We start from the raw sequence: 20506 nt of genomic DNA on the forward strand, positions 1-20506 counted from the left end.
TGCCGCGCGCCTAGCGCGGCACGCAGCGCAGTTCGGCGGACTGAGCGCGGTATGGGACCTAAGCGCCGCTGGCAGCACGACCAATTACGAAGCGCTTTCAAAATTCTAAAGAAAGCGGACACCGCAGCCGTAAACAAGGCATCGATGCCGGGCATGCCTACGCATGGCTCGCGCCTCGCCTGTCCTCCTCTACTCTGCAAACGTCCATGGAATTTCTCTCTTTGCGCCGCGCCAGCGTCGGCGCGCGGCTCGCCGTACTTTCGTGCGTGCTGGTGGCGTTGATTTTCGCCGCGTTCACGTGGGCGCTCACCCGCACCGCCGGCAAGCAGATCAGCGATCAGGTGCTCGAACGCATCGCCGATAAAGACCGCTCGATCGCCGCGATGATCAAGCTGTTCGACAAAGCCCTGTCGAACGAGGTCGATCGCTCGATGTCGCTGTTCGCGAGCTTCCTGCCCACCGGCTACACGCTCGACGAGACCCAGAAGGTCGACATCGGCGGCGTCGCCACGCCGACCATCAAGGCGGGCGACAAAGTCCTGAACATGGACTTTTCCATCCCCGATCTGTTTCTAGAACGCAGCGGCGCGGTGGCCACCATCTTCGCGCGCAGCGGCGATGATTTCGTGCGCGTCACGACTTCGCTTAAGAAACAGGACGGCTCGCGCGCCATCGGCACGCTGCTCGACCGCAAGGCGCCGGCCTACGCGCTGCTGCTCGCGAACAAGCCTTACACCGGCCTCGCCGCGCTCTTCGGCAAACGTTTGATCACGCAGTACCGGCCGATCACGGACGCAAGCGGCCGCGTGATCGGCGCGCTGTTCGTCGGCGTGAACGTGGACAAGGAAATTCAGTCGGTCCAGGACGGCATTCGCAGCCTGAAGATCGGCGACAGCGGTTACTACTTCGTCGTCAACGCGTCGAGCGGCGCGGATCGCGGCAAGCTGATCGTGCATCCGGCCGCCGCCGGCCAGAATGCCGACAACGCGAACGCGCCGTATGAACAGATGCTCGACATGAAGGAAGGCCAGCTCGAATACAGCTCGGCCGATGCAACGCTCGGCGAGCGCGGCTCGCGCGACAAGTTCGTGTCGTTCGTTACCGTGCCGGAATGGCAGTGGCTCGTGGGCGGCGTCGCGCCGCGCGACGAAGTGATGGCCGACGTCATCACCACGCGCAATGAATTTCTGCTGCTCGGCCTCGTGCTCGTCGGCGTGTTCGCAGCCGTGTTTCTCTTTGCGGTGCGACGCCTCGTAAGCCGCCCGCTCGAAGAAGCCGCCAAGGCATCCGAACGTTTCGCCTCGGGCGATCTGAGCGTGCGCGTGGCGAAGGGCGCGAACGCGCGCGCCGATGAAATCGGCCGCCTGATGCAGTCGATCGACGGCATCGGCGAAGGTCTCGCGCGCATCGTTTCGCAAGTGCGCAATGCATCGACGGATATGTCGCACGGCACCGAAAAGATCGCCACCGGCAGCGGCAATATCGCCGCGCGGATCGCCACGCAGGCGAGCAGCCTCGAGGAAACGGCGGCCAGCATGGAAGAGATCACCTCGACCGTGCAGCAGAACGCCGACCACGCCGCGCAAGCCAACACGCTCGTCACGCGCGCCGCCGACGCCGCGCTCGAAGGCGGCCGCGCCGTCGAACGCGTGGTGTCGACGATGGGCGAGATCAGCCGCTCGTCGCAGAAGATCGCCGAGATCACGAGCGTGATCGAAGGCATCGCATTCCAGACCAATATCCTCGCGCTGAACGCAGCGGTGGAAGCGGCACGCGCCGGCGAGCACGGCAAGGGCTTCGCGGTCGTGGCTTCGGAAGTGCGCGCGCTGGCGCAGCGCAGCGCGGCTTCGGTGAAGGAGATCGAGAGTCTGATCGCGACGTCCACGGCGACCGTGCAAAGCGGTTTCCAGATCGCCGAAGAAGCCAGCTCGACGATGCAGGGCATCGTTCAACAGGTCGGCCAGGTGCGCGCGATCATGGGCGAGATCAGCGTCGCGTCGCGCGAGCAATCGGGCGGCATCGAGCAGGTGAATCTCGCTGTCACGCAGATCGGCGAAGCCACGCAGCAGAACGCGACGATTGTCGGCGAGGCCGAACTCGCGGCGGCCGAGTTGCGCGATCAGGCCGCGCGTCTCGCACAAGTGGTCAGCGTGTTCAAACTGGAAAGCGGACGCGATTGAGGCGCAGTCGGGGCCGGCGCGGCGCGCTGCAGTACGGCCTATCGCGCCGAACGCCGCCCGCTGTTGCGGCAGCGGCGCCGCCCGGCTTCTTCAGAACTCGACGTCCAGTTCGTCGATCTCTTCCACTTCCTGTTGCGCGTCGGCGATCCACTCCTGCATCTCGGGCAGCGCCATGATCCGCTGTCCGTACTCGACGATCTCCGGATCGAGTTTGACGTCGTAGGTCACGAAACGCGTCACCACGGGCGCATACATCGCGTCCGCCGCGGTGCGCTCGCCGAACAGAAACGGCCCGCCGTACTGCTTCAGACATTCGCTCCAGATCGTCACGATGCGGTCGATATCCGACTGCGCCCGCGCCCACACCTTGAAGCCCGGAAAGTGCGCTTTGAGGTTCATCGGCAGAGCCGAGCGCAGCGAACCGAAACCCGAGTGCATCTCGCCGCAGATCGAGCGGCAATGCGCGCGGGCGCGAATATCGTCGGGCAACAGCTTCGCGTCCGGCTTCAGTTCGTTCAGATATTCCGCAATCGCCAGCGTGTCCCAGACCTTGATGCCGTCATGAACCAGGCACGGCACCAGGATGGACGGCGACAGCAGCAGGAGTTCAGCGCGTGCCGCGGGGTCGTCGATCGGCATCACGATCTCATCGAAAGGCAAGCCGCTGAACTTGGCCAGCAGCCAGCCGCGCAACGACCATGACGAATAATTCTTGCTGCTGATGGTGAGCGTGGTATTCGCCATACGATTCTCCTCCAGATGAGGCGTTCGGTCGACGCCTGACGCCATGCGTGCACGTTGCCGTGCGCGCGCGCACCAAAGCGCGGCAAATTCGGCCCGTTGCCCCGACTCGCGCAAATGCTATGCCAACGCGGGGGCACGTCTGCACCCGTGCGTGTGCATGCATGGCACATGACTTGCCTTTATTTGGGTTCCTTCCTTTTCAGCATTCGTGCGAAGGTTATGAACCTGTTCGCATATCCTACATACCAGGCTTTCGCCGACATCATGCTGCCGATGCGGCACGGCGCTTCGCTGGTGAATCATTCGCTCGACGCGTGGCCTGCGTTCGGCGAGACATCGCACGGACGCTCGATCCGTGCGGCCTGCGAGCTGTTGACGCTGGCCGGGCTGACGCCCGTGCGGCCGCCGTTCGAGATCGACAGCGTGATATGCGAAGGCAAATCCGTGCCGGTCGTCGAGGAAGTCGCCGCGCACACGCCGTTCTGTTCGCTGTTGCATTTCCGTAAGGAGACCCAGCCGTCGGCGCCGCAGCCCCGTGTGCTGGTGATCGCGCCGATGTCCGGCCACTTCGCCACCCTGCTGCGCGGCACCGTGCGCACCATGCTGGCCGAACACGACGTCTACATCACCGACTGGCACAACCCGCGCGACGTACCGTTGAGCCAGGGCCGCTTCGGCTTCGACGAATTCGTGCAGCATGTGATCGACTTCACCGAAACGATCGGACCCGGCGCGCATCTGCTCGCCGTGTGCCAGCCGACCGTCGCCGCACTGGCCGCGGTCGCGCTCATGGCCGCCGACGATCATCCCGCGCAACCAGCCAGCATGACGCTGATGGCCGGTCCGCTCGATACCCGCATCAATCCGACGCGCGTCAACGAACTCGCCAAAAGCAAACCGATCGAGTGGTTCGAGCAGAATCTGATCAGCGCGGTGCCGTTCGGTTTTGCGGGCGCGCATCGGCGCGTGTATCCAGGTTTCGTGCAATTGACCGCGTTCATGGCGATGAATCTCAACCGGCATCTCGACTCGTTCGAGACGATGCATTACGAGCGCGCCAAAGGCGATCCGGCGAAGGCCGACACGATTCACACTTTCTATGAAGAATACTTCGCGACGATGGACCTGACGGCCGATTTCTATCTGGAAACCGTCGATACGGTGTTTCAGCGGCATGCACTGCCGTTGCATGCGCTCGAAGTGCGAGGGCGTCTCGTCGAACCGTCGAAGATTCGCCGCACGGCGTTGCTCACCGTGGAAGGCGAGAAGGACGATATCTGCGCCGTAGGGCAGACACTCGCCGCGCAGGACATGTGCGACAAGTTGCGGCCCTATTTGAAAACCCATCACGTGCAGACCGGCGTGGGACATTACGGCGTGTTCAATGGACACCGCTGGGAGCGGCACATTTACCCGCGCGTGCGCGCCGTGATCTACGACAACGAACCGCGTGCGGTGCTGGTGAGTTCGCGCGCGCGCACGATCCAGCCGGTGCCTGCTGCGGCGGCTGCAGAAGTCACTCCGGCGGCGCCGGCGGCGACGGCGGTGGTCGATGTGGATGGGGATGCGGCGACGTCGGTCGGGTCGAATGGATCGAGCGCCACGTCGAGCACGGGTTCAACGGCTGCCATCAAGCCGCAGGCGCCGCGTGCTCCGCGCAGGCGGCCGCCAGCGACGCAATGAGTTGTTGTTGGCGGCGGCTTGCTTGATTGCGTAGTCCTCGCGCTACACAAGCAAACAGGCGGCCGCTGTTGGCTTCGCTACGCCGCGACGCTCTTCCAAGGCGTCACTGCGGGCACCTCGCACGGCCCTTCGACTTCGATGGATTTGAAATCGGCCGGCGAGACGATTTCGATGTACTCCATATCCTCCGAGTAGTCGAACAGATAGTGGACGATGCCCGGCGCCTGATGCACGCAATCGCCGGCGGCAACGAGCGTCTCCTTGTCGCCGTACATGAAGCGCGCCCAGCCCTTCAACATGATCACAATGTGGAAATCGGCCTCATGACGGTGCCAGCCGGTGCCTTGCTCTGGTGCGTGATTCGCCTTGACGAGTTGCGCGAGCACCTTGCCGCCGGTCGCCTGCGCGATGCCTAAATCGCGGTAGAGAAAAAAGTCGCGCAAGCCCTGATCCTCATAGGACGTGTCTTGCGGACGGACATGACTGAATTGCGTGGCGAATTCGGTGGACATGATCGCGCTCCTCGCGAGTGAGCCGGCATTGAAAACGACGCAGTGGAGCGTCGGTTGCAAGCATCAAGCGGGCCAGTGCGCGGACTCTGTTTTTTGCTTTTACGCGCTTCCGAGGCAATGCCGTGGACGTCGCGCCGCCTTGCGCGGCGCGACGTGTTCTCAAGCGCGGTGACGTTATGCGGTCGGGCGGAACATCTGGAACATGTCGCCGATTTCCGCGTAGTCGGCGCGGTAGCCGGCGCGCATGATCGGCTGCGCTGCGTGGGTGTCGAACAGGCCATCTTTCAGATACGCCTCGTTGATATGCACGCCGACCACCTGCCCGAGTGACAGGTAGTTGTCCATCGGCTTGCCGTCGAGCGTATGCAGACGCACCACTTGCAGCAGCTTGCATTCGAGCGCCGCAGGCGATTCGGCGACGTGCGGCACGGCCACGTTGCGGCCCGGCGCGGGCGTGAGGCCCGCGAGTTCAAATTCGTCGACGTGCGGCGCGACTGGCGCTGACGAGCGGTTCATCTGCTCAGCGAGTGGCTTGGTGGCGAGGTTCCAGACGAATTCGCCGGTGGCTTCGATGTTGGCGACGCTGTCTTTGCGGCCTTCGCTGGAGAAGCCGATGATCGCCGGAAAGGTCGCGAACGCGCCGAAGAAACTATAGGGCGCGAGGTTCAATGTGCCTTCGGTGTCGCGCGAGGAAATCCAGCCGATCAGACGCGGGGCGACGATGGCTTTGAACGGATCGTGCGGGAGGCCATGACCGGTGGCGGGGTCGTAGAAGTAGTGGGGCATGGAGGTTTAGGGGCTTTGCGAATGGGGCGAGACGGCATTTATACCGCAGAGTGGCGCGGGCCGCTGGCGTGCATCGACAGCGGCATCCGAAACATCAGGTGTGCGTGATTTTGATGTTTGCCGTGCATTTCCTATGTCGATGCAGTGTGGAAAAACCTGCAACGACGGAGGAATGACATGAGCTTTTCCAGACTCCGCCGTGTCGAGATCGAGGCGTGCCTGACATCGTGAAGCGATGTATGTCATCACCGATGAGCGCGGATTCAATGGTACGTCGTTGTCGACGACTGCAGCTTCGTCAGCACGCCGCGTTGGAATCGGAACCAGCCTTGCGAGCTTTGCATCACGACTTCATCGCCTTGCCAGAACACGCGCTTGACCGTCATGCGCTTACCCGAGCGTTGCACAAGCGGCGGATGGTGGCGAAAGTCGTACAGCACTGGGCCGGATTCAGTTTGCACGAGCATGCGCGTGACGGTGTCATCTGCGCTGCCGACGTCATCGAAATGACTGAGCGTGTTTGCGCCGAAGCGATCGAAAACTTCCTTGTCGAGCATCCCGACGAAATCGTGGTCGACACGCACGAATTGCAGGTTGCCCGAGGGCGTGACGAGCGGGCCGGACGCGTTGCTTTGCGCATGAACGCAGGTCACGAAAGAAGTGGCTGCCAACGCAGCGAGGAGCAGTCGTCTCATGTTTTCTTTTAGATTCGGCGGCGTCTCCGACGACGGAGCACGACCTGTAATCGTTCCTTGGGAACATTATCGTCAATTTTTGGCCGACACGTCGAAAGGTGCGGTGCCTACCGTGCCTTTTGCTATCACGTATGACTGCATTTCGGCGATCCGTGAGATGAGACTCTGAGTTGCGAATCTTGAAGGCACCACTGCATGCTGACAGGCGCAATGCCCTTTCATTGATTACCATTAAGCCATGGCCAATTAAGCTCAGAATACGAGCACAACTCGCGCCAGGACGATTCTAATAGATACGGCATCACCTCATCACGAAGGTTTCCGGGAGACAGGACATGCGCAAGCTTCGTTCACAAAGCTGGTTCGGCAGGAACGACAAGGATGGATTTATCCACCGCTCGTGGATGAAAAACCAGGGCATTCCGCACGATGAGTTCGACGGACGTCCGGTGATCGGCATTTGCAATACGTGGTCGGAATTGACGCCGTGCAACGCGCATTTTCGCGAGCTGGCGGAATACGTGAAGAAAGGCGTGCATGAAGCGGGCGGCTTGCCGCTCGAGTTTCCGGTGATGTCACTTGGCGAATCCAATCTGCGCCCTACCGCGATGCTGTTTCGCAATCTGGCCTCGATGGATGTCGAAGAGTCGATTCGCGGCAATCCGATGGACGGCGTGATCCTGCTTGTGGGTTGCGACAAGACCACGCCCGCGCTGCTGATGGGCGCGGCGTCGTGCAATCTGCCGGCGCTGGCCGTGTCCGGCGGACCGATGCTCAATGGCCGGTTTCGCGGCAAGAACATCGGCTCGGGAACAGGTGTCTGGCAGATGTCCGAGGAAGTGCGCGCCGGCACGATGACGCAGGAAGAGTTCACCGAAGCCGAGTCGTGCATGAACCGCTCGCGCGGTCACTGCATGACGATGGGCACGGCGTCGACGATGGCCTCGATGGTCGAATCGCTCGGCATGGGCTTGCCGCATAACGCGGCGATTCCCGCGGTCGATGCGCGCCGTCAGGTGCTCGCGCATCTCGCGGGCCGGCGCATCGTCGACATGGTTCGCGAGGATCTGACGATGGACAAGATCCTGACGCGCCAGGCCTTTGAAAACGCGATCCGCACGAATGCGGCGATCGGTGGGTCGACCAATGCGGTCGTTCATCTGATCGCGCTGGCCAAGCGCATTGGCGTGGAGTTATCGCTTGAAGATTGGGAACTGGGTTCGAACGTGCCGTGTCTGGTGAACCTGCAACCGTCGGGCGAATATCTGATGGAGGACTTTTACTACGCGGGTGGTTTGCCGGCGGTGTTGAAGCAACTCGGCGAACAGGGGCTCTTGCATAAAGAAGCGCTGACCGTGAACGGCAAGTCGATCTGGGACAACGTGCGCAACGCACCGAATCACGACGAGAAAGTCATCACCACGTTCGCCGAGCCGTTCAAGCCGAAGGCCGGCATCGCGGTGCTCAAGGGCAACCTGGCGCCGAATGGCGCAGTGATCAAGCCGTCGGCGGCTACCGCGGCGTTGCTCAAGCATCGCGGTCGAGCGGTGGTGTTCGAGAACGTCGAAGAACTACACGCCAAAGTCGATGACGAGTCGCTCGATATCGACGAGCATTGCATCATGGTGCTCAAAGGCGCGGGGCCGAAGGGTTATCCGGGCTTCGCGGAAGTCGGCAATATGCCGCTGCCGAAAAAAGTGCTGCAAAAGGGCATTACGGACATGGTGCGCATCTCGGACGGCCGCATGAGCGGCACGGCGTACGGCGCGGTGGTGCTGCATGTGTCACCGGAAGCGGCTGCGGGCGGGCCGCTCGCGTTCGTGCAGACCGGCGACATGATCGAACTCGATGTCGAAGCACGCCGCCTGCATCTTGACGTCACCGACGAGGAACTCGCGCGCCGGCGCGCCGCATGGCAGGCGCCCGAGGCTCCCAAACGCGGCTACTACAAGCTCTATGTCGAACATGTGCTGCAAGCGGATCAGGGCGCGGATCTCGACTTCCTCGTTGGATCGAGCGGCGCGCCGGTGCCGCGCGACTCACACTAATGCCCATTGACAAGGAAACAGTCCAATGACGGCGAACGATGCACTTCCTCCCGGTGGAATCTGGCCCGTTCTGTACGCGTATTTCGACCCGCACAATCAGCTGGATCGAAACGCAATGCGCGCGCAGGTCGATGCCACGCTTCACGCCGGCGCGCCGGGCATTGTGATCCTCGGGCTCGCGACCGAAGTGCATCGCATGTCGCACGAAGAGAAGCATCATGTAATCGACTGGGCCAGCACTGACATCGATGCGCGCGTGCCGCTCGCCGTCACGATCACGGGCGACACCGTTGACGCCCAGGCCGAGCTTGCCGATTACGCCGTGACGCGTGGTGCGTCATGGCTGATCCTGCAGCCGCCTTCCGCGCGTAATCAGCCCGAATCGTTCTATTTCGCTTTTTTCGCTGACGTGATGGAGCGCGTGCATGCTCCGGTTGGCATACAAAACGCGCCCGAGTATCTCGGCGTTGGACTGTCCGCTGAGTCGATCGTTGAACTCGCGCGTCAACGCGACAATTTTCGATGGCTCAAAGGCGAAGGACCCGCGATTGTGGTCCGTCAGACCATCGACCAGTTACGCGCGCTCGGAACACCTCTGCCCGTATTCAACGGACGCGGCGGTCAGGAGATCATCGACAATCTGCGCGCAGGTTGCGCCGGCCTGATCGTTGCACCGGATACCTTCGACAGGCAGGTCGCTATTCAGCGAGCGTTTGTTGCTGGAGACGAGGCGCGTGCTGAGGCACTGTATGCAGAAGTACTGCCGTCCATTGTGTTCGTGATGCAGTCGCTAGACTCGCTGACCTGCTACGGTAAACGGATCGCTGCGTGGAGAATGGGATTTGATGTGCACCACGATCGCGGCATCGCGCCAACGGCATTCGGACTCGAATGCGCGCGGCGCTTTGCACAGCGACTGGGGGCCTACGCCTGAACCGCGATTAGCGGACGAGACATTCGCATTGTCGCGGCTGGTTGGCGCGGGCCGATTTCCTCGACGGCCTTTCCCGACGCGGGCATGACGGCTGCGCGGCCGATGCAGTCGGCGTCGATCAATTCGTCGAGCGCCGGCTCGCACGCCCGAATGTGACAAAGCCGGTCTTCCGCAAGGAAGGACCGGCTTTGTGGACTTCCCGCCGACGCCGCGTCTTGCGCGTCGTGCGGCGTCGTTACGCGCGGATTAATAGCGCTGCTGCGGACGATGGTCGTCGTGGTGATGCGGATCGTAGTCGTGCGGATGATGGCGCATCCAGTCGTCATGAGCCCAATAACGATGGCCGTCATAGTAACGATCGCCGTGCCAGCCGATATTGATCGACACGCCCACCGGCATCATGTGCGGCTGACCGTAGACCGCCGGTCCGTTTTCCACGACCACGCGTTCTTGGGCAAATGCGCTGCCAGCTGCGAGCAGCGCGCCGCCAGCCAGCAAGGTTGCAATGATCGAACGCGATGTCTTGTTCAAGGTTTTCATAGTGACCTCCCATCAAAGTTTTGTATCAAGCCAGCGTCCGTGCTCGAGATCGACCTGAACCTGCAATTTCAGGCTCGAACCAGACGCCGTACGCTTGAGACCAACTTTAGCGGCGCAAACCGCATGAAGACGTGAGCACTTGTAAGCGCACATTTCATAGAAAGGGACGGATGGCCAAAGCGCTTTTTGCCTGTCGCGCCCTGTCTACAAAGCCATGCGCGGTGACCGGGCCACGCCGGCTCTGCGGCCATCTTTCAGGCTCCGTTACATTCATTTCGGCCCGGAAATATTCGGAGACAAGCCCTGAGCGGCGGAAAAGCGTCCGAAAAAAACAAAAAGCCACGGTACGCGTTTCGCGAACTGTGGCTTCAATGGTGATGCGATGCGCATCCGACATGCGCGCCCGTACGCGGTTGCTCCGCGCTTGGGCCGGTACGACTTTGCTTTTAGTCGCTCAGCTTGACGCCGAACAACGTAGCTTGTGCTCTGCGAACGCGTTCTGCTTCGCGGCTACGCGCTTCGTACGAGTAGTCCGCATCCAGCGGCAGATGGGGCGACGCAAAGAGGTCGCTGACCTTTTGGAACAATGCAAAAATGAAGCTCATGGCGACTCCCGGTTAGTTACTGCATTTGCTAGGGTTTTCCCTTAAGAAGAAGTATAGGGTTTTCCCTAGGCAAAAGCTAGTGCAATGCAGCAATTTTTCGGTGTGGTTCGTTGTCGCAGGTATTTTTCACATGTTGCGTTGCATCATGACAACGTCCCTGTTTTTTCAATTCAGGGGCAGAGGGCTGGTCTACTGCAACGTGGTCGATACCGGCTTCCTGCTGCGCATCGGCTTCGGGCTCGCCGCGGCCTTGCGCGGATTGACTACCGCGGCGTCGACGGCGCCCGCCGCCGTGCTGTCCGCGCGCATCAGCGTCGCGCTATTCACCGACACGATCAGCCCCGGCAGCGTCCGTGCCGGATTGTCCTGCGGCTTGACGGCGGCGCCCGTCGCTGAAAACTCGACATTCAGCGCCCAGTGGCCCTCGTGGATGCCCTGATCGCGCAGAAGTGCGCCCAACAGTTCCTCGATGGAGTATTTGTGTTCGCTAGTCGGCATAGTGGCTCCCGTCAGAAGATGCGCTGGCGTATCCGGTCCGGCTTCGCAACAGCATTGAAAGTGTAGAACGCGGGGTTTGCGTTGCGGCGTGGCGGAAACGCGCGGCGCCTTACGGCGTCTATCCGGTGAAATGGCGAGCTTGGCGGTCGGCGAGTACCGAGCGAACGTTGGCAAGCGGGGAGCGGGGGCCGGCGAGTGCCGACTGGATCACCGCGGCCGGCCCGTCGCCGGCGACGGCGCTCACTGACTGTCAATGCGGGGTAACGGCTTTCGGCTTATGCGCATGCTGCGCTCGCGCGAAGCGCCTCGCATGCGCCGGCGCAGCGGTGGCTTGCTGAGGCGCGGCGGGCGCTGCCGCAGCCGCGGCCGCGTCGGAAGCGGCATTGGCGGCGGCTGCGTTCGCCATCGCCATGTGCGTGTCGAGCAAACTCGCCATCGCCGCCTGCTGGTTCTGCATCATCTGTTCGATGCGATGCTGCTGGGCCGTCGTCTCGCGCGTGAGGCGCATCAGCAGCAACGTTTGCGTAATGCCGATCGCGACCGTCACCAGCAACGCGCCCACCACGATCGACAGCATCCATTTCATGCGGCGCGAATGATCGGTCGCGGCGCGGCGCTGATCGGCGATCACGCCGTAGAGCGCGTCGACGGTGTCGGCGAAGGCGGTTGCCCGCGCGCGATCGAGTTCCGGCGCGGCCCGCAGCGCCGCCGCGGCCGCCTCGGCGCGGCGGGCTTCGCGCCACGGCGTGGCGAACGCGGCGTTAGCCTGTGCGGACGCCGATGAATTCGTCGACGCCTCCAAGCCAACCTTCGAACCTTCAGTAGCAGCGTCCGACTGTGCGGACGCGGGTTCGCTCGTCGTTATGTCCGCCACGCCGGCCGCGACTGCGGCCGGTTCTTGCGAAGCCGAAGCCGCCTTGGCAAAAGTCGCCGCAAAGCGTTGCGGCGCCTTGCCGCCGCCTGAAGCCGGCACCGTCGCAGTGTCAGTTGCTGCCCCCGGCTCGGACGTCTGGCGCAGCGCGGTCACGCTGCGCGCCACGGTGGCTGCCGCCATCGAGGGCGAAAGCGGCGCCGGTGCATCACGCGCTGGTGCCGCCGATTTCTCTTCAGCGGCAGTGGCCGAGTCCGGCGCTTTCGCGTCACCCAAACCCTCGTCGCCGGCCGCCGAACCCGTCGCCACCAACGGCTCGATTTCGAGCCCGCTCAATAGCGCGTTGACCGGCACCGGCTGATCATCCGACTTCGCAGCACGAGGCGTGCGGCGCGCAGCCCGCGCGTCCACCGGCACGTTGTCGCCGGCATCGATCGCGCCGACCGCGGCCAACACCACATCGGGTAATTCGAAACCGTGCAGCGTGCCTTGCCGGATGTCGATATTCATCGCTTCCAGCGTGGCGCGGGTGGGATCGTCGGGGAACAGATCGAGCGTGCTGTCATCGCGGGACGCCTCGCTCAGTTGCGCGAGGCGTTGTGCCGAGCGCGCGGCGCGCGCCAGCTTGTTTTCAGTTTCGGTCGAGACGGTGGCCTGGCGACGCTTCTTCGAAGCGGCGCGCTGAGGCCGGGACTGCGTGGATGCTACGGAATCTGCCATAGAGAAAAAAGCGGTCGTCGCCGGAATGCGGGCGCCGAGCACCGCTCGTCAATGCCGTTGGAATTTTTCGAGACCGCATTGTCGCATGGCCGCCCGCGCCCACCGAAGCCATTCGGCGAGGATTTTCCGTTTTTAGGAAGTCGTGTCGTCCTGCCGGAACTGCTTGACGCCGTGCAGTTGACGCAAGCGGCCGCAGATCGCCTCATATTCCGTATTCGACACGCGATGCAAGGTGATCACCACTTCATCGCACTCGGGCGCGTCCTCGCTTTGCTGCATCACGAACTGCTTGACGCGCGGGCTCGCGGCGCCGAGTTCGTCGTGCAGCGAGTGGAACGTCATGGCGCCGCGCTCGACGATCATCGTCAGCTGGCGCCGTTGCTTGACCGTGATGAAGCGGCGCTCGAGCGGTTTGATGCCCGCGAGAATAATCAGAATGATGATGGTCGCCGCAATCGACGCCGTGTACAGCCCGCCGCCGACCGCAAGACCGATCGCGGCAACCGACCAGAGGCTCGCAGCCGTCGTCAGTCCGCGCACGATTTCGCCACGCAGCAGGATCGAGCCCGCGCCGAGGAAGCCGATGCCCGACACCACCTGCGCGGCCATCCGGGAAGGGTCGAGCACGATGTGGTCGCCGGTCAGCACTTCGGCGAAACCGTAGGCCGAGACGATCATGATGAGCGCCGAACCGACGCACACCAGCATGTGCGTACGCAGGCCCGCGGCCCACGAAAGCCGCTCCCGCTCGAAGCCGATGACACTGCCGAGCGCCGCGGCCACCACCAGACGGGCGATGAGTTCGAGATTCCCCAGCATTGTTTTTCCTCCTTATCGGAAACTATTTGGAGTATTTTCCGCACCGGCGCCGCAGTGCCAGTGGGACCCGTTTGCTTTATGCTAAGCCGCACGCGCCATGCGGACCGCGCGCCCAATCGCTGTCTCGATTTTGCGGTTGCCGATTTGCAAAGCAGGTAGCATCCACGCTCAGCGGCAGGTTTGCCGGCAACGGCGCCGCACTCTGAAACTCAGGCTACGGGCCCACTCCGCGGCCGCTTCGCTTCGACATACCCTGTTTGACCCATTTGACTATGCAGAGCATGAACCCACCCGCCGCTTCCACCGTCGCACTCGCTGCCAGTCTGCGCGATCACTTCACTGGCGTGGTGCTGCCGATCTGGCGCGGCCCGGGTTTCAACACCGCACTGAAGCTGCCCTACGAAGCGGTCAGCGCCGAGGATCATCAGGCGCTGCCTGCCGAGCGCTACCGGGCCATGGCCTGCGCGCGGCAATTGTTCGTGTTCTCGCAAGCGGGCGACGCGGCCCATGCGCAGGTGCTGTTCGATTCGCTGGTGCATACCTTTCAGGACACGCGCAACGGTGGATGGTTCTACAGCGTGGATGCGCAAGGCGCACCGCTCGACACCACCAAGGACCTGTACACGCACGCGTTCGTGGTGTTTGCGTGCGCGGAGCACGCCCGGCGCTCGGGAAAACGCGACGCGCTGGAAGTCGTGCATCGCACGTCGGCGCTGATCCAGTCGAACTTCGCCGCTGAAGACGATCTGTTCAACGCCGCGCTGACCTCGGATTTCGCGGGCGTGACGGGCGCGCCGATCCAGAATCCCTTGATGCACCTCACCGAAGCCTGGCTGGCCGCTCGCGAAGCCACGCACGACAACGCTTTCGACGCCGCGCTGCGACGTCTAGCCGGTGCGCTCGCGCAGCGCTTCGTGCATGCGCCCACGGGCTGCATCGCGGAACTGCCGATCGGCGCGGACGATAACCGTCTGGAACCCGGTCACCAGTTCGAATGGTTCTGGCTGGTCAAGCAGGCGGGCGCGGTGTTCGAAGGCTCGGGTCTCGTCGAAGCCATGCCGCGTGCGTTCAGCTTCGCGCAGCAACATGGAGTGGACCGGGAAACCGGCGGCGTGTACGCCTCGCTCGACGAAACCGGCCGGGTCAAGGATGCGACCCAGCGGATCTGGGCCCAAACCGAATATCTGCGCGCGCTGGCGAGCCACGGGGAACCGGCGGCGCGGGCCGCACTGCCGCGGCAAATCGAACTGTTCCAGCAGCGCTTTCTGCGTTCGCAAGGCTGGTTCGAATGCAAGACGCCGGCGGGTGAAGTGGCGCGCGCCGACATGCCGTCGACCACGCCTTATCACCTCGCGACCGCCTACGACGCGTTGCCGACCTGAAAGCGGCCGACAAAAACCACGCGACGTGCGAACGCCTCAACTTCGCTAGCCATCCTGGCCATGGCCAAGAAACTCGCCGAACCTTGGTATCGACCGCCGCCGGCTGACGAAGTGTGTCCACTCTGCGGCCGACCGATCCCGGCGAGCCAACGCGACCTGCATCATTGGGTGCCGAAAACGAAAGGCGGCAAGGAAGTCGCCGCGTTGCACCGCATTTGCCACCGCCAGCTCCACGCGCTGTTCTCGGAAACCGAACTGGCGCAGCGCTATTCAACGGTCGAGGCGCTCCTCAGCGACGAGGCGGTACGCACCTTCGTTCTCTGGATCCGCACCAAGCCGAATGATTTTTACGAGCGCACGCGCCGCAGCGGGCGCAAAGGCTAAGGCCGAAAAACGGCTAGGCGCCCGACCGATCGCGGCCGGCTGAACGCCGGCCGCGATCTCACGACGGGGCGCGGAAACACAAACCGACCGCCCGGTCGATCAATACTCTTCGCGCTGCCAAGGGCTCCAACCGCTGTCGGCAGATTTGAAACGCATATAAGTTGCGCTGTTGCCGGTGGGGGTGTCCGATGTGTCGCCGTGCGGCTTCTGATCGGTTGTGTGAAGGGCGAAAGCCTGGCGGTCTTCGGTATCGACGGTGATACGGCCGACCGGGTCCGGGGCCCCTTCTTGAGGTGATTTAGACTCCAATATCGCCAGATAGGGGGTCAAACGACTCCAGAACGAGGTAAGTTCTTCTTGCAAATAATGTGTCAATGTTTTTCCTGGAAGAGTAATACAAGCAGTTTACCCTACCCGCGGGAACAGCCTTCCAATTGCTTTCCAGGCCTCAAAAAGGCCGGAGCCGGGGAATACCCGAATACTGGTTGATTGGCGTCCGTCATAAAGACGTGATACAACTCCTACTTCGCGCTCGATCTCGTGTTGAGAAATAGCGGTCGCGAATGCAACACACAACATTTACTGGATTAAAAATGGCAACAGGTACTGTGAAGTGGTTTAACGATGCAAAGGGCTTTGGCTTCATCACGCCGGACGACGGCGGCGAAGACCTGTTCGCGCACTTTTCGGAAGTTCAAGGCAGCGGCTTCAAGTCCCTGCAGGAAAACCAGAAGGTGACGTTTGAAGTTAAGCAAGGCCCGAAGGGCAAGCAAGCTGCGAACATCCAGCCGGCCTAAGTACCGTCAGGTACGTTGAGGCACCCTTAGGCGCTTGCGTCTAATGCAAAATGGCCCGCTTCGGCGGGCCATTTTCTTTGTCTGACGTTTTCTTTTTGAGCGCTTGCGCGGTTTAAATTGCGCGCATACCGGACAACGAAAAATCGGCCGATGGCCCGCGTGCGTCGTCGAATTGTTGCGTGCGCAACACAGATTCAGAAATTTCGAACACGGACACGGCCTGCTTCAATTGCTGCGTTTGCTGATGCAGCGAAGCCGCCGCCGCGGCAGCTTCTTCGACGAGCGCCGCGTTCTGCTGCGTCATCTCATCCATCTGCACCACCGCCTGATTGACCTGCTCGATGCCTGTGCTCTGCTCGAGCGACGACGCGCTGATCTCCGCCATCATCTGTGTGACGCGCGAGATCGAGGCGGACACGTTGCTCATCGCCTCGCCCGCATGCTCGACCAGCGTCGAACCACCCTGAATCTCGGCGACCGATTCGCTGATCAGGGTTTTGATTTCCTTCGCCGATTGCGCGCTGCGCTGCGCGAGGCCGCGCACTTCGCCCGCCACCACCGCGAAGCCACGCCCCTGCTCGCCCGCGCGCGCCGCTTCCACAGCCGCGTTCAGCGCAAGGATGTTGGTCTGGAACGCAATGCCGTCGATCACCGAAATGATCTCGGCAATCTTGTCCGAGCTCTGCGCAATGCCGCGCATCTTGTCGACCACTTCGTTGACCACTTCGCTGCCGCGCGAGGTCGCTTCGAGCGCGGTCTCGGCGAGCGCGTTGGCCTCACGGGCGTGCTCGGCGTTCTGACGGACGGTAGCCGTCAGCTCCTCCATGCTCGACGCGGTTTCTTCGAGCGACGCCGCCTGGTTTTCCGTGCGCGCCGACAGATCGGCGTTGCCGGTCGCGATTTCGTCGGCGCCCAAGTGGATCGAATCGGCGGATTCGCGCACGGTCTGGACGGTGCGCGCCACGCTCGCCTGCATTTTCGCGAGACCCGAGAACAGGCGGCCGATTTCATTGGTGCCGCGCCCGGCGATCGGCTGATCGAGGCGGCCTTGCGCGATACGGTCGAAGTGACGGCCCGCTTCTTCCAGCGGGGCCACCACGCCACGGCGCAGCGCCGCGTACACGGCGAACGTGCCGGCCACCAGCACCAGCAGGATCACGATGCTGACGGCGCGGAAAGTCGCCATACGCGTATCGATCGAATCGAGCGACGCACGGCTCGCGGCGTTGCCGAATTGCACGAAGTTATGCGACTCGCCGAGGTAGGCGTCCTGGAACGACTGCGTCGGCTGATCGAGGAAGGCCTGGATGTTGTTCGAATCGAGAAACTGCACCAGTTCCGCGAGCGCGTCGTGCAGCTTCTTGTAGCGCTCGGCGAGCGCGGCGGCGCGGGCGCCGTTTTCGTCGCCGGTCTTCGGCGCGCTCATGAACGCCGCGAACGACTGGTCGGCGGCCGTCAACTGTTCGCGGGCGTGCTGCACGATATCGGTCGGCTCGGAGCCGCCGCGCACCATGCGCGTCCCGGCGCGCGAGAGGTTGATGCGCGCGTCCATCAAATGCTGGGTCGTTTCGTTGACCGCGTCCACCTGCTTCAAGGCGATGTTCGACAGATCGCCCACGTCGTCATGAGTACGCGTGAGCGACCAGAACCCCAAACCCACCGTGACAAGCTGAAAAACGCAGAACGCGGCCAGAACACACAACAGGCCGGATGCGACCTTGATCTTGCTGAACATCGTGAATACCTGAAGACAAAGAATGACGGGAGCTACGTCAGGGTTAACGGCATAAGCGCGCCGTGCTTGAGCCCAATTCCATCAAAGATCGTCTTACGCCCCCTTTTCATCGGCCAACTTCACTATTGCAATCAATTCGCGCAACAATGCACGGCGCAAATTACCGATTCACCTTGACGCGGTGCGTGCGCGCTTCCTAGAGTGGGTAGGGACTGCACGACGCAGGCCAGTGCAGATTGCCACCGCGGGCCACGCCCGAAGGAATCACAATGACCGACCTCCTCGACCGGGCGCGCGGCGCACTGCATGCCCAGCCGTTCAGCATGCTGTTGGGCGCAGAGTTGATGCAGACAAGCACCAGCGAACTCACGCTGAGTCTGCCGATCCGCGACGAACTGCGGCAGCAGCACGGCTTCGTGCATGGCGGCGTCATCAGCTATCTCGCCGACAACGCGCTGACCTTCGCGGGCGCGCTGCTGCTCGGGCCGAAGGTCGTGACCGGGGAATACAAGATCAACTACCTGCGGCCGGCCATCAACGGCACGCTGATCGCGCGCGCGAAGGTCGTCTACGCGGGCCAGCATCAGGCGACCTGCCAATGCAACGTGTATGTGATGGAAGGCAACCGCGAAAAGCTGATTGCCGTCGCACAAGGCACGGTCAACCGGATCAGCGAGAACGGCGAGCACGAACACTCGGGCTGACGCGGCTTCACCCGCGTGGCTGAAGCACATCGCGCCGTCATCACCGCGCTTGTTCACGTTTCGTCATTTAGCTAATATACGAAACGTTATCGATCTTTGACTCCGTTCGGCGCGCCGCCTCGTGACAGACGAACTCACCCGCATCAACGCGCTCGCCAACGCCAGCCGGCTCGCCGTCATGCGCTGGCTGAAAGAGCCGACGCGGCATTTCCCGTATCAGGACCATGCGGATATCGAAACAGTCGGCGTGTGCTGCACGTTCATCACCGACAAGCTCGGCATAGCGCCCGCCACCACCACGCGTCACATGCGCATCCTCGCCGATGCGGGACTCGTGCGCGCGCAGCGGATCGGCAAATTCACGTACTACAAGCGCATCGACGCCGAGTTGCAGAAGCTCGGCCGCGACCTCGCCAATCTTTAGGCGCGTGGTCTTCAAGGGACCACGCCAACAGTTTTTCGATCATCAAGGGAGCCACATGGACGAACTCGCAATTCTCGCGGACGCCGACCGGCGCGCGCACGCTTACCTTGCCGGCATCGGCAAGCGCCGGGTGTTTCCGGATGCGGCCGCGCTCGCGCAACTCGCCGCCTTCGACGAAGCCTTCCCGCAACATGGCCACGCGCCCGCCGACGTGCTGCGTCTGCTCGACGAAAGCGGAACGCCCGGCACGGTAGCGTCGAACGATCCGCGCTATTACGGCTTTGTGATCGGCGCGGTGTTGCCGGCCGCCGCGGCGGCCGAGCGTCTGATGGGCGCGTGGGACCAGTGCGCGTCGACCTTCGACAACTCGCCGGTCGCGGCCACGCTGGAGAAAATCGCGGCGCGCTGGGTGCTCGACGCGCTCGATCTGCCGCGCGAAGCGGCGATCGGCTTCGGCACCAGCGCGACGGCGTGCACGCTCGTTTGCGTCGCGGCGGCGCGACGCGCGCTGCTCGCGCGCAAGGGTTGGGATTTCGACAACGACGGTTTGGACGGCGCGCCGCAGGTGCGCGTCGTGATCTCCGAGATGGCCCACATCACCGTGAAGAAGGCGTTGCGCGTGCTCGGCTTCGGCATGAAGCGCGTGATCAGCGCGCCCGTGGATGAGCATGGCCGCATCGACCCCGCGCAATTGCCGCCGCTCGACGACATGACAATCTTCTGCGTACAAGCCGGCGAAGTGAATACCGGCGAATTCGATCCGTTCGCGGAGTTGATTCCCCGCGCCAAGGCGGCCGGCGCATGGATTCACGTGGATGGGGCGTTCGGTCTGTGGGCGCGGGCGTCGTCGAAACGGGCGCTGACCGATGGCATCGACGGCGCCGATAGTTGGACCACCGACGGCCACAAGTGGCTCAACACGCCCTACGACGGCGCCATGGCGATCTGCCGCGACGCGCAGGCGCTTTCATCGGCGATGAACAGCGACGCGGTCTATCTGACAGGCGCGCATGACGCGCAGAAGAACGTGAATCTCGAGTTCTCGCGCCGCGCGCGCGGCATTCCGATCTGGGCGGCGTTGCGTTCGCTCGGGCGCAGCGGCGTGCAGGAGATGGTCGACCGGCATTGCGCGCAGGCTGCACGAATCGCTGAAGGTCTGCGCGCCGCCGGGTTCGAGGTGCTGAATCGCGTCGTGTTGAACCAGGTGCTGGTGCGCGCGAAGACCGACGCGCAGACGGTGGCGATTCGCGAAGCGGCGCAGGCGTCGGGCGAAACGTGGTTCGGCCAGACTGTCTGGCAAGGCCGGCCGGCGTTTCGCATCAGCGTGTCGTCATGGCGCACCGAGGACACGCACGTCGATCAGTTGGTGGCGCTGCTCGCACGCTTGCTTGCGGAACAACGCGCCTGAACGGCGCCGCCGAAGACACGCAAGTTGATCGTTTAGC

The 20506-nt window shown here is 62.9% G+C and carries 21 protein-coding genes; 10 read left to right on the forward strand and 11 right to left on the reverse strand.

What is annotated here, in order from left to right; genetic code table 11:
- Nucleotides 1-206: 206 nt before the first annotated feature.
- A complete protein-coding gene (locus tag ACQKRQ_RS27865) occupies nucleotides 207-2180 on the forward strand; it encodes a methyl-accepting chemotaxis protein (protein WP_427480945.1) in 1974 nt (657 codons plus the stop codon).
- A 90-nt stretch (nucleotides 2181-2270) separates the two neighbouring features.
- Here the strand turns inward: ACQKRQ_RS27865 and ACQKRQ_RS27870 are convergent, their stop codons facing one another.
- The gene (locus tag ACQKRQ_RS27870; RefSeq protein WP_427480946.1) at nucleotides 2271-2924 is read right to left on the reverse strand and encodes a glutathione S-transferase family protein; all 654 of its coding nucleotides are present in this window, start codon (nucleotides 2922-2924) and stop codon (nucleotides 2271-2273) included.
- 219 nt (nucleotides 2925-3143) lie between these two features.
- Between ACQKRQ_RS27870 and ACQKRQ_RS27875 the strand changes: the two genes are divergently transcribed.
- Nucleotides 3144-4607 (forward strand): polyhydroxyalkanoate depolymerase, encoded by a 1464-nt coding sequence (locus ACQKRQ_RS27875; protein ID WP_427480947.1) that lies wholly within the window; start codon nucleotides 3144-3146, stop codon nucleotides 4605-4607.
- A gap of 77 nt (nucleotides 4608-4684) precedes the next feature.
- On the opposite strand, the gene ACQKRQ_RS27880 is transcribed toward ACQKRQ_RS27875, so the two are convergent.
- From ACQKRQ_RS27880 to ACQKRQ_RS27890, 3 genes are all read right to left on the reverse strand, one after another.
- Entirely contained in the window at nucleotides 4685-5119 is a 435-nt protein-coding gene (locus ACQKRQ_RS27880) for a cupin domain-containing protein (RefSeq protein ID WP_132383565.1), read from the reverse strand.
- A 174-nt stretch (nucleotides 5120-5293) separates the two neighbouring features.
- On the reverse strand, nucleotides 5294-5905 hold the full coding sequence (locus ACQKRQ_RS27885; RefSeq protein WP_132383563.1) for a flavin reductase family protein: 612 nt from the start codon (nucleotides 5903-5905) through the stop codon (nucleotides 5294-5296).
- A 263-nt stretch (nucleotides 5906-6168) separates the two neighbouring features.
- The gene (locus ACQKRQ_RS27890; protein WP_408177665.1) at nucleotides 6169-6600 is read right to left on the reverse strand and encodes a hypothetical protein; all 432 of its coding nucleotides are present in this window, start codon (nucleotides 6598-6600) and stop codon (nucleotides 6169-6171) included.
- A gap of 335 nt (nucleotides 6601-6935) precedes the next feature.
- Between ACQKRQ_RS27890 and ACQKRQ_RS27895 the strand changes: the two genes are divergently transcribed.
- Both ACQKRQ_RS27895 and ACQKRQ_RS27900 read left to right on the forward strand, forming a co-directional pair.
- Nucleotides 6936-8648, forward strand: coding sequence for an IlvD/Edd family dehydratase (locus tag ACQKRQ_RS27895; protein ID WP_427480948.1), 1713 nt, complete (start codon nucleotides 6936-6938; stop codon nucleotides 8646-8648).
- Nucleotides 8649-8673: 25 nt separating this feature from the next.
- A complete protein-coding gene (locus ACQKRQ_RS27900; RefSeq protein WP_427480949.1) occupies nucleotides 8674-9582 on the forward strand; it encodes a dihydrodipicolinate synthase family protein in 909 nt (302 codons plus the stop codon).
- Nucleotides 9583-9828: 246 nt separating this feature from the next.
- Here the strand turns inward: ACQKRQ_RS27900 and ACQKRQ_RS27905 are convergent, their stop codons facing one another.
- From ACQKRQ_RS27905 to ACQKRQ_RS27925, 5 genes are all read right to left on the reverse strand, one after another.
- A complete protein-coding gene (locus ACQKRQ_RS27905; RefSeq protein ID WP_132383558.1) occupies nucleotides 9829-10122 on the reverse strand; it encodes a hypothetical protein in 294 nt (97 codons plus the stop codon).
- A 446-nt stretch (nucleotides 10123-10568) separates the two neighbouring features.
- Nucleotides 10569-10727, reverse strand: a complete 159-nt coding sequence (locus ACQKRQ_RS27910) for a hypothetical protein (RefSeq protein ID WP_165924046.1) — start codon at nucleotides 10725-10727, stop codon at nucleotides 10569-10571.
- Nucleotides 10728-10916: 189 nt separating this feature from the next.
- On the reverse strand, nucleotides 10917-11225 hold the full coding sequence (locus ACQKRQ_RS27915) for a hypothetical protein (protein WP_408177661.1): 309 nt from the start codon (nucleotides 11223-11225) through the stop codon (nucleotides 10917-10919).
- A 250-nt stretch (nucleotides 11226-11475) separates the two neighbouring features.
- Entirely contained in the window at nucleotides 11476-12816 is a 1341-nt protein-coding gene (locus ACQKRQ_RS27920; protein WP_427480950.1) for a hypothetical protein, read from the reverse strand.
- 132 nt (nucleotides 12817-12948) lie between these two features.
- Nucleotides 12949-13635, reverse strand: coding sequence for an MgtC/SapB family protein (locus tag ACQKRQ_RS27925; RefSeq protein ID WP_132383552.1), 687 nt, complete (start codon nucleotides 13633-13635; stop codon nucleotides 12949-12951).
- A gap of 272 nt (nucleotides 13636-13907) precedes the next feature.
- Here ACQKRQ_RS27925 and ACQKRQ_RS27930 point away from each other — a divergent pair, with 272 nt between their 5' ends.
- Together ACQKRQ_RS27930 and ACQKRQ_RS27935 are read left to right on the forward strand one after the other, a co-directional pair.
- Nucleotides 13908-15017, forward strand: a complete 1110-nt coding sequence (locus ACQKRQ_RS27930; protein WP_427481168.1) for an AGE family epimerase/isomerase — start codon at nucleotides 13908-13910, stop codon at nucleotides 15015-15017.
- Between the two features lie 60 nt (nucleotides 15018-15077).
- Nucleotides 15078-15401, forward strand: a complete 324-nt coding sequence (locus ACQKRQ_RS27935) for an HNH endonuclease (RefSeq protein WP_427480951.1) — start codon at nucleotides 15078-15080, stop codon at nucleotides 15399-15401.
- A gap of 99 nt (nucleotides 15402-15500) precedes the next feature.
- Here ACQKRQ_RS27935 and ACQKRQ_RS27940 read toward each other — a convergent pair whose 3' ends face one another.
- The gene (locus ACQKRQ_RS27940; protein WP_132383548.1) at nucleotides 15501-15776 is read right to left on the reverse strand and encodes a hypothetical protein; all 276 of its coding nucleotides are present in this window, start codon (nucleotides 15774-15776) and stop codon (nucleotides 15501-15503) included.
- A 218-nt stretch (nucleotides 15777-15994) separates the two neighbouring features.
- Between ACQKRQ_RS27940 and ACQKRQ_RS27945 the strand changes: the two genes are divergently transcribed.
- The gene (locus ACQKRQ_RS27945) at nucleotides 15995-16198 is read left to right on the forward strand and encodes a cold-shock protein (RefSeq protein WP_007178724.1); all 204 of its coding nucleotides are present in this window, start codon (nucleotides 15995-15997) and stop codon (nucleotides 16196-16198) included.
- Nucleotides 16199-16310: 112 nt separating this feature from the next.
- Here the strand turns inward: ACQKRQ_RS27945 and ACQKRQ_RS27950 are convergent, their stop codons facing one another.
- Nucleotides 16311-17933: a methyl-accepting chemotaxis protein gene (locus ACQKRQ_RS27950; RefSeq protein ID WP_132383546.1), complete on the reverse strand. Its 1623-nt coding sequence runs from the start codon at nucleotides 17931-17933 to the stop codon at nucleotides 16311-16313.
- A 269-nt stretch (nucleotides 17934-18202) separates the two neighbouring features.
- On the opposite strand from ACQKRQ_RS27950, the gene ACQKRQ_RS27955 reads away from it, so the two are divergent.
- From ACQKRQ_RS27955 to ACQKRQ_RS27965, 3 genes are all read left to right on the forward strand, one after another.
- A complete protein-coding gene (locus ACQKRQ_RS27955; protein WP_132383544.1) occupies nucleotides 18203-18637 on the forward strand; it encodes a PaaI family thioesterase in 435 nt (144 codons plus the stop codon).
- A gap of 178 nt (nucleotides 18638-18815) precedes the next feature.
- The gene (locus ACQKRQ_RS27960) at nucleotides 18816-19061 is read left to right on the forward strand and encodes an ArsR/SmtB family transcription factor (protein WP_427481169.1); all 246 of its coding nucleotides are present in this window, start codon (nucleotides 18816-18818) and stop codon (nucleotides 19059-19061) included.
- 55 nt (nucleotides 19062-19116) lie between these two features.
- Nucleotides 19117-20469, forward strand: coding sequence for a pyridoxal phosphate-dependent decarboxylase family protein (locus ACQKRQ_RS27965; RefSeq protein WP_427480952.1), 1353 nt, complete (start codon nucleotides 19117-19119; stop codon nucleotides 20467-20469).
- The last annotated feature ends 37 nt before the right edge of the window (nucleotides 20470-20506 follow it).

The organism is Paraburkholderia sp. NPDC080076, from assembly GCF_050281145.1.
Taxonomy (GTDB): domain Bacteria; phylum Pseudomonadota; class Gammaproteobacteria; order Burkholderiales; family Burkholderiaceae; genus Paraburkholderia.